The 8,828-nt window shown below is 33.3% G+C and carries 12 protein-coding genes; 8 read left to right on the forward strand and 4 right to left on the reverse strand.

The annotated features are described in order from the left end of the window. The 3 genes from ACK5ON_RS07445 to rlmD form a co-directional block, all read right to left on the reverse strand. Positions 1-467 (reverse strand): DUF6452 family protein (locus ACK5ON_RS07445; protein ID WP_409821314.1); only part of this gene is annotated, 467 nt, incomplete at its 3' end. A 3-nt stretch (positions 468-470) separates the two neighbouring features. Beyond that, a complete protein-coding gene (locus ACK5ON_RS07450; RefSeq protein ID WP_409821316.1) occupies positions 471-845 on the reverse strand; it encodes a hypothetical protein in 375 nt (124 codons plus the stop codon). A gap of 50 nt (positions 846-895) precedes the next feature. Continuing rightward, complete coding sequence (rlmD, locus tag ACK5ON_RS07455; protein ID WP_409821318.1) at positions 896-2,311, reverse strand: 23S rRNA (uracil(1939)-C(5))-methyltransferase RlmD; 1,416 nt, start codon at positions 2,309-2,311, stop codon at positions 896-898. A 76-nt stretch (positions 2,312-2,387) separates the two neighbouring features. Here rlmD and ACK5ON_RS07460 point away from each other — a divergent pair, with 76 nt between their 5' ends. The 6 genes from ACK5ON_RS07460 (at position 2,388) to ACK5ON_RS07485 (ending at position 6,991) form a co-directional block, all read left to right on the forward strand. Further along, entirely contained in the window at positions 2,388-2,942 is a 555-nt protein-coding gene (locus ACK5ON_RS07460; protein ID WP_409821321.1) for a DUF1697 domain-containing protein, read from the forward strand. A gap of 21 nt (positions 2,943-2,963) precedes the next feature. Then, positions 2,964-4,214 carry an NRAMP family divalent metal transporter gene (locus ACK5ON_RS07465; protein ID WP_396176312.1) on the forward strand — a complete coding sequence of 417 codons (1,251 nt, stop codon included), beginning with the start codon at positions 2,964-2,966 and terminating at the stop codon, positions 4,212-4,214. Positions 4,215-4,414: 200 nt separating this feature from the next. Then, entirely contained in the window at positions 4,415-5,695 is a 1,281-nt protein-coding gene (gene rocD / locus ACK5ON_RS07470) for an ornithine--oxo-acid transaminase (RefSeq protein WP_409821324.1), read from the forward strand. A 36-nt stretch (positions 5,696-5,731) separates the two neighbouring features. After that, positions 5,732-6,166 carry a DUF5362 family protein gene (locus tag ACK5ON_RS07475; protein ID WP_409821326.1) on the forward strand — a complete coding sequence of 145 codons (435 nt, stop codon included), beginning with the start codon at positions 5,732-5,734 and terminating at the stop codon, positions 6,164-6,166. A 101-nt stretch (positions 6,167-6,267) separates the two neighbouring features. Next, complete coding sequence (locus ACK5ON_RS07480) at positions 6,268-6,459, forward strand: hypothetical protein (RefSeq protein ID WP_409821329.1); 192 nt, start codon at positions 6,268-6,270, stop codon at positions 6,457-6,459. Next, entirely contained in the window at positions 6,449-6,991 is a 543-nt protein-coding gene (locus tag ACK5ON_RS07485) for a Smr/MutS family protein (protein WP_409821332.1), read from the forward strand. Before ACK5ON_RS07480 ends, ACK5ON_RS07485 begins: the two co-directional genes overlap by 11 nt. 72 nt (positions 6,992-7,063) lie before the next feature. Here ACK5ON_RS07485 and ACK5ON_RS07490 read toward each other — a convergent pair whose 3' ends face one another. After that, on the reverse strand, positions 7,064-7,438 hold the full coding sequence (locus tag ACK5ON_RS07490) for a hypothetical protein (protein WP_409821334.1): 375 nt from the start codon (positions 7,436-7,438) through the stop codon (positions 7,064-7,066). A 300-nt stretch (positions 7,439-7,738) separates the two neighbouring features. On the opposite strand from ACK5ON_RS07490, the gene ACK5ON_RS07495 reads away from it, so the two are divergent. Both ACK5ON_RS07495 and ACK5ON_RS07500 read left to right on the forward strand, forming a co-directional pair. Beyond that, positions 7,739-8,071: a ribonuclease Z gene (locus tag ACK5ON_RS07495; RefSeq protein ID WP_396176535.1), complete on the forward strand. Its 333-nt coding sequence runs from the start codon at positions 7,739-7,741 to the stop codon at positions 8,069-8,071. A 6-nt stretch (positions 8,072-8,077) separates the two neighbouring features. Next, positions 8,078-8,828, forward strand: a 751-nt coding sequence (locus ACK5ON_RS07500) for a ribonuclease Z (protein ID WP_409821338.1), incomplete at its 3' end; no start/stop codon positions are given.

Raw genomic sequence — 8,828 nt, forward strand, 5'->3', positions numbered from 1 at the left:
GTTTGTATGTTTATATTTTGCATCCAAAGTAAATCAGGTGTAGCGGTATCGGTTTGGATAAGACCATTGGGTGAGTTTAGAATGAAAATGGTTTTATAGCCACAAGCTCTAGACACATATACGTTTTGACGTGTATAATTAAATTGTAGTATATCAGTGTTTGGTGTGACACTCGTGCTGGTGCTGTTTAAAATCAAACTGTATTTGGTTATATCTTCTGTAATTCGCAGTGGTAATTCAATTTTACTGACGCCACTAAAAGTATCCAAAGAGTCAGTTAATAATGTACTATTATCTGTTTTGTAACCCGTAACTTTTAAGCTGGTTACACTTTTTTTAACCGTTGGATTGTTCACGTCATAAAACTCCAATATCAATCGAGGAGTGGTTTCCTCAGCACAAATATCATCTTTTTCGCAACTAGAGAAAGTAATACCAAGCAATAATAGGGCGATTATTTTTTTCATTTTTTATTGTCTAACTAACATTTTTTTGAAATTAACCGAATAACCATCTATTTTTTGTAGGACTATGGTGTCATTGCTGACTTTTATTATTTCTGCACGAACATTGGTAGTCTGTAAAATATTATAACCATTATTAGTTTTCTCCCATTTTATAGCACCTAAAAGCATGCATATATATCCGTCAGATGTAATTTGGGGTCCATATATCCGAAATTCTTTATCGCTTCTAAAATCATATACTGTATTAAAGTCACAATCTACAAGACCATCCGAGGTGAAGATATTGTTAATAGATACCTTCATGACTTTCCATTCTCCAACAATGTAATCAGTTTCATCTTTCTCACAACTTGAGAAAGTGATACAAATTAGAAACAACAATATAATTTTTTTCATAAGTCTTTGTACTTAATACTTTAATCTTGATACTATCTTTTTTCCAAAAGTACAACATTTTCCACATGATGCGTTTGCGGAAACATATCCACTGGTCGCACACGGGTTACTTTATATTTTTCGTCCAGCAATGCTATATCTCTGGCTTGTGTTGCCGAATTACAGCTAACATACACAATTTTGTCAGCACCAATTTTAATCAATTGTTCTACTACGTCTTTGTGCATTCCGTCTCTTGGTGGATCGGTGATAATCACATCGGGTTTGCCGTGTTGTGCAATGAAATCGTCATTGAAAACGTTTTTCATATCGCCTACATAAAATTCACAGTTGGTAATGCTATTGCGTTTGGCATTTTCTTTTGCATCGATAATTGCTTCAGGAACGGCTTCTACGCCAATTACTTTTTTAGCTTTTTTTGATACAAATTGGGCAATAGTTCCAGTTCCCGTATATAAATCGTAAACGACTTCATTTCCGGTTAGACCTGCAAATTCTCGAGTGATTTTGTACAACTCATACGCTTGGTCAGAATTAGTTTGGTAAAACGATTTGGCATTGATACTAAAGTGCAATCCTTCCATTTCTTCCAAAATATACTCTCTTCCTTTATATAATTTAATATCTTGGTCATAAAGTGTGTCATTGGCTTTGCCATTGATTACATATTGAAGCGAGGTAATTTGTGGAAACGTTGCGTGAATATAATCCAACAACAACTCACGCTGTTTTTTATCTTCCTGAAAGAACTGGATAAGCACCATGATTTCTCCAGTAGATGCCGTTCTAATCATGAGTGTTCGCAATAAGCCCTCGTGGTTTCGGGCATTGAAAAACGTCATATTATTAAGAACCGCAAATTCGCGAATGGCATTTCGGATTTCATTCGATGGATCTTCCTGCAAATGACATTTCTCGATGTCTAATATCTTATCCCACATTCTGGGAATATGAAAACCCAAAGCCGGTTTTTTGCTCAATGATTGGTCTTCTGATTTGATTTCGGCCTCGTTTAACCAACGGGTATCCGAAAATCCAAATTCCATTTTGTTTCTATAAAAAAACTGCTTAGCGGAACCCAATATCGGTTCAAATGTTGGTAATTCTATTTTTCCAATGCGTTTTAAGTTATTATAGACTTCTTGATTTTTGTAAAACAACTGTTGCTCGTACTTCATATTCTGCCATTTGCACCCGCCACAAGCACCAAAGTGTTGGCATACGGGCTCAATTCTATTTTCTGAATAGGAATGGAATTTTATGGCTCTGCCTTCAAAATAAGACTTTCTCTTTTTTAAAGTTTGCACATCTACCACATCACCCGGTACGACATTAGGTATAAAAATGACTTGGCCTTCGGGTGCTTTGGCTACCGATACGCCTTTGGCACCAGCATCAAGAATGGTTATATTTTCAAAAATAACTTTGTTGGTTTGTTTTCTTCCCATGGGGCAAAAATAAACTATTGATTAAAACTTGGTTATCATTTACGAAAAAAATATAAATTAGAGGAAAAATTTAAAAGTGTATACTCATTTAGCATTATTAAGAGGCATCAACGTCTCCGGTCATAAAATGATTAACATGGTCGCTTTGAAAAAAGCAATGGAAGCCATTGGATATACGAATGTGGTAACCTATATCCAATCGGGGAATGTATTTGTAGATACCGAAGAAGAAAGTCCAGCCAAAGTTGGTTTTTTGATTAAGCAGGAAATTTTCAAAGAGTTTGGACATGATGTGCCCGTGATTGTTATTGGCAAAGAGGATTTGCAGGCGTGTTTAGACCGAAACTTATTTTTGAATGAAGCTGAAATCGATTTAAAAAAATTATACGTTTCGTTTATTTCTTCCGAGTTACCTAATAATATGATTACCCAACTCAATTTGAACTTTATCAAACCCGACGAAATCCAATTGGACGGCAAACGAATATACTTAAAATACGACACTTCACCAGCCAAAACCAAGCTCGATAACAAATGGATAGAAAAAAGTATGAATGTAGTTTCTACCACACGCAATTGGAATACAGTGAATACTTTGTTAAAAATGTTTCAAGAGCGAGAATTGTTATAATTTAGCAGTATATACTCATTTATGAATCGGCCAAATAAGTTAAAGCGTTTTTGGAAAATACTGGGTCCTGGTTTAATAACGGGTGCTAGTGATGATGATCCATCGGGAATTGCTACCTACTCACAAGCTGGAGCTGCATTTGGTTTGTCTACTTTATGGACAGCTTTGATAGCTTTTCCGCTGATGGCTGCCATTCAACAAATGTGCGCCAAGATAGGATTAGTTACTTCCCAAGGTTTGACTGGTGCGCTAAAATCACATTATCCAAAACCTATTTTGTATCTCATGTTGCTGTTTAGTTTTCCAGCCATCATAATGAATATAGGTGCTGATATTGCCGGAATGGGAGCTGTTGGAAACTTACTTTTTCCATCTATTCACGCTTCTTTCTTTAGTGTATTTTTTACTTTTTTACTTTTAGGATTAATTATTTATTTGCCTTATGTAAAGATTGCTTCGGTACTTAAATATTTATGCATAGTAATGTTAGTTTACTTTATTGTCCCGTTTTTATACAAGCAAGATTTTGGTGCAATTGCCAAAGCTACTTTTATCCCCACCATAACATTTGATAAAGAATTTATGGCTATTTTGGTTGGAATATTGGGAACAACAATTTCACCCTATCTTTTCTTTTGGCAAGCTTCAGTAGAAGTAGAAGAGATGAAAAACAAGAAACGGCATTTAGTAGTCAACAAAAAAATCATCCACGACATGAAGCAAGATGTCGATTTTGGGATGTCGTTCTCGGGTTTTGTCATGTATTTTATTATTTTGACTACTGGAACCGTGCTGTATAACGGAGGCGTTCATCAAATAGACACCGTAGAACAAGCTGCAGCCGCTTTAAAACCTTTAGCAGGGAATTTTGCCTACCTACTTTTTGCTATTGGAATTATTGGTACTGGGCTGATAGCCATTCCTGTATTAAGTGGCTCTATATCGTATATTATTACCGAAACTTTTGGATGGGAGCAGGGCTTAGACAAAAAATTCCATGAAGCTAAAGCTTTTTATATTGTAATTGCTATCTCCTTACTATTGGGTTTGTCATTAAATTATATTGGAATCTCTCCCGTGAAAGCACTAATATACACTGCCATTCTTTACGGACTAACAGCACCTGTTTTAATTGCCATAATTCTACACATATCCAATAACAAAAAAGTTATGGGTGATTTTACGAATAGTAGGTTTTCAAATATTTTAGGATTTGGAGCTTTACTTATAATGACTCTGGCTGCTGTGACTTTATTGTATCTTCAGTTTTGATTTAGGATTAAGGATTTGAATAGATAGTAATTGATTTTTTTCTATACTTCTTATTTTATAGCTCGTAATTCGTAATTTCTAATTCGTAATTCATAATTTAATTATACTTTTGTTCAACTTATGGATGATTTCTCTCCAAGAAGAAGGAATTTTACTTGTCGGCAGACAGGTTGATAGTACAGAATTTAAATTACAATAAAATGTCAGTTTTAGAAAACTTAACGTCTCATGATGCCATTGCCTTAGAAGACAAATATGGAGCACACAATTATCATCCATTACCTGTTGTATTGAATAGAGGAGAAGGAGTATATGTTTGGGATGTAGAAGGAAAAAAGTATTATGATTTTCTTTCGGCATATTCTGCAGTCAACCAAGGTCATTGTAATCCAAAAATTGTGGGTGCTATGATAGAACAAGCGCAAACGTTGACACTCACTTCGCGTGCTTTTTACAATGATAAATTAGGCGTTTACGAAGAATACATCACTAAGTATTTTGGTTTTGATAAAATGTTGCCTATGAATACAGGAGCCGAAGCTGTGGAAACCGCTTTAAAGCTTTGTAGAAAATGGGCTTATGAAAAGAAAGGCATTCCCGAAAATGAAGCTCAAATTATTGTATGTGACGGAAACTTTCATGGGAGAACCACTACAATTATTTCATTTTCCAATGATGAAAATGCTCGTAAGAACTTTGGTCCATACACGGCTGGTTTTATTAAAATTGCATATAACGATGTTGAAGCTCTGGAAAAAGCAATTTCATCTTCCAAAAATATTGCTGGTTTCTTAGTGGAACCTATTCAAGGAGAAGCAGGAGTGTATATGCCAAGCGAAGATTATTTGGCGAAAGCCAAGGCATTGTGTGCTGCCAATAATGTATTGTTTATAGCCGATGAAGTGCAAACCGGCATTGCAAGAACCGGTTCTTTGTTAGCCGTTTGTGGTAATTGTACTTGTGAAAACAAATGTGAAAAGCAAGCCAGTTATGTAACACCCGATATTTTGATTTTAGGAAAAGCCATTTCTGGCGGTGTTTATCCAGTTTCAGCGGTTTTGGCAAATGATGCCATTATGAATGTGATAAGACCAGGACAACACGGTTCCACTTTTGGAGGAAACCCTATTGCTGCTACAGTAGCAATGGCTGCATTAGATGTTGTGAACGAGGAACATTTAATTCAAAATGCTCGTCGTTTAGGGAAAATATTCAGAGAGAAAATAGGAGAATACGTCAAAACATCAAATATTGCGACTTTAGTTCGTGGAAAAGGATTGCTCAATGCAGTGGTGATTAACGATACAGAAGAAAGCGATACAGCATGGAATATCTGTATGAAATTAGCAGAAAATGGATTGTTAGCCAAGCCAACACATGGCAATATTATTCGTTTTGCGCCTCCATTAGTTATGGATGAGGAGCAATTGTTAGATTGTGTATCCATTATTATAAATACCTTAAAACAATTTGAAAAATAGAACATTAATTCACTAACCAACAAAACTTTACTTATTATGGAATACCAAAACAACGGAATGCAATTAGAAGAAGTAGCCAAAGATTATTTAAGAGAAAGTGCTAAATGGTCCATGTTCTTAGCTATTTTAGGATTTATTGGCATTGGCTTTTTAGCTTTATTAGCCATTATAATGACTTCAGTTATGTCGATGGCACCTGAAACCCCTAGTCCATTTGGTGCGGTTAAAGGATTTGTATCAATTATTTATTTAGTATTTGCTATCATTTATCTATTTCCTATTTATTATTTATACAAATATGCCGATAGCACAAAGAAAGCACTCAATTTTGGTGATTCGGAATTGTTAACCAAAGCTTTTAGTAATTTGAAGTCGCATCATAAATTCTTGGGAATTGCTGCTATAATTATTATAGCTTTATATATTATTGCTGCAATAGTTATGGTTATTGGATATAGCGCCTTAATGTAATAAAATCTAAAACAATTATAATCAAATGCACTTTCATTAGAAGGTGCTTTTTTATTCGGTATGCCAATAAAGTTTGTTATTTTTGAAGTAAATTATATTCCATGAAAAAATTAATTTTACCACTAATGATTGTGGCCATCATAGTGGGTTTATACGAACAAACAAAAGAAAAACCCAACGTTTTTATTCTTGCAATTGCCGTTGTCATTTTTATATACGGAATGATACATTTAAGTGCTAAAACTCCAAGTAAATATTCTGAAACCGAAGACGAACAAGACAATGATAACTAAAGGCGATATAGTTTCCGTTTTGGATGATGCTATTGATGGAGTTGTACTTGATATTAAAGGCAACGAAGTTACTATCGAAACTAGTGATGGTTTTACTTTAATTTTTAAAAGCAGTGAGTTAATCAAAATGGGAAGTTCTAATGACATGAATTTTAGTTTCAATAAAAGTCAGGTGATTAGAGAAAAAGAAGTTGCTAAGCCCAATTACATCAACAAAGAAAAGAAATCGAATAAAGAAATCCCACCTCCAGAGTTTGATTTGCACGTTGAAAAATTAGTAAAAAATTACAAAGCTATGAGCAATTATGATATTTTAACATTGCAAACAGAAACTGCCAAAAGGCATATTGAATTTGCGATTAGAAACAGAATCCCTAAAATTGTTTTTATACATGGAGTAGGAGAAGGAGTTTTAAAATCGGAACTTGACTTTATGTTAGGACGATACGATAATATTAGTTTTCAAGATGCTAATTACCAGAAATACGGACTAGGTGCCACCGAAATTTATTTCAAACAAAACATAAAATAAGAAATCCCGATACTAAACATCGGGATTTCTCTTTTTAAAACTAACCAAATTATTTATAAAACTTTATCTTTATTATGCTACATCGTTTCCTTGATAGCTAACTTTCTTTAAAATGGATCTAATTAAAACATTATTTGTATTCACACCAGAATTGATTAATTGTTTTTTGCTAAAACTTACATTTGATTGATTATCAGATTTAGTATTTTTTGTTCCTGTAAACCAAACAGCAAAATCCATTGATGTTGAAGCAATAGTGTTGTCAGTTGTAGTAACAATTGTAGCATCTTTAGAAACTGAAACTTCTGTTGCTGCAGTCAATGCTATATCTTCAACTTTGTTTTGTCCAAAAACTCCAGTGTTTGCAATAACTAATAAAACGAATAAAACAAATAATCTAACGTTTGTTACATTTTTTTGAGCTACTGAGTTATTTGTTGTTGTCATAATTCTTGTTTTTAGTTTCGTTCTTATTTCTTTATCAAAACTACATCAACTGTTCTCGTTCTAAAAATATTTTCGTTAACTAACCTGAAAACTCGTTTAAAGCGCAAAATCAATGAATTCAAGGGTTTTCAGCGTTTTTATTGTGCAGTTAATCTATGAAATGTTAAAAAAACATGCATTTCATCGATGAAATACCTTAATTTTCTATAAACGACATTATGAACATGATAAATAGTGATTCAAATGATAATTAATTGTAAAATGTTAGTAATTTAGCAACACGTTAAAAATTCAGACCAAATGAAAGTAGAACACAAAGGACATACAACAATTATTAAAGACACAAAAGGACAAACAGCTGATTTTTTGATGAAAGTTACTCATGAACACAATACTTTTAAAAATGATAATCTTATATTAGATGTGTCATATGATAAAAATTTAAGTTTGGAAGATGTAAAATCTTTTTCTGAATTGATTAAGTTACACACAATTGAGAAAAAATCGATTGTTATCGTTGCTCAAAGCATTAATTTTAATTCAGTTCCAAACAATATTATAGTAGTTCCTACCATTCTAGAAGCTCATGATATTATTGAAATGGAAGAAATTGAGCGCGATTTAGGTTTTTAAACTATTATGAAATTAACAATTCTAGGTTGCTATGCAGCCACACCACGAACGATAACTAATCCTACAGCCCAAATATTAGAAATTCGAAATAGAATGTTTTTGATTGATTGTGGTGAGGGAACCCAAGTGCAGTTGAGAAAAAACAAACTTAAATTTTCAAGAATTAATCATATTTTTATTTCACACTTGCATGGGGATCACTTTTATGGATTGGTAGGTTTGATTTCTACATTCATGTTGCTCAACCGTCAAACCGATTTACATGTTTATGGCCCAAAAGGGATAAAAGAAATTGTATTACTTCAATTGCGCTATTCCAATTCTTTCACTGGCTATAATTTATATTTTCATGAATTAACTTCCACCGAAAGTGAAGTGATTTATGAAGACGAAAAAGTATTGGTAAAAACCATTCCTTTAAAACATAGAATTTATACCAATGGGTTTCTTTTTGAAGAAAAAATTGGAGACAGAAAATTGAATGTTGATGCCGTCAATAAAAACAAGATAGAAACCTGCTATTTTCAAAAAATAAAAAACGGTAATGATATTACTCTTGATAATGGAACAATAATTCCAAATGAGGAATTAACTTTTGACCCAATTCAACCAAAAAGTTACGCTTTTTGCAGCGATACGGCATTTGATGAAACTATTATTTGTTCAATTCAAAATGTTGATATTTTATATCACGAAACCACTTTTTTGGAAACTGAAGCAGATAAAGCAGAAAAAACAATGCATAGTACTGCTAAAC

Origin of the sequence: Flavobacterium sp. (assembly GCF_046317795.1) — a bacterium.
Classification (GTDB): Bacteria; Bacteroidota; Bacteroidia; order Flavobacteriales; family Flavobacteriaceae; genus Flavobacterium.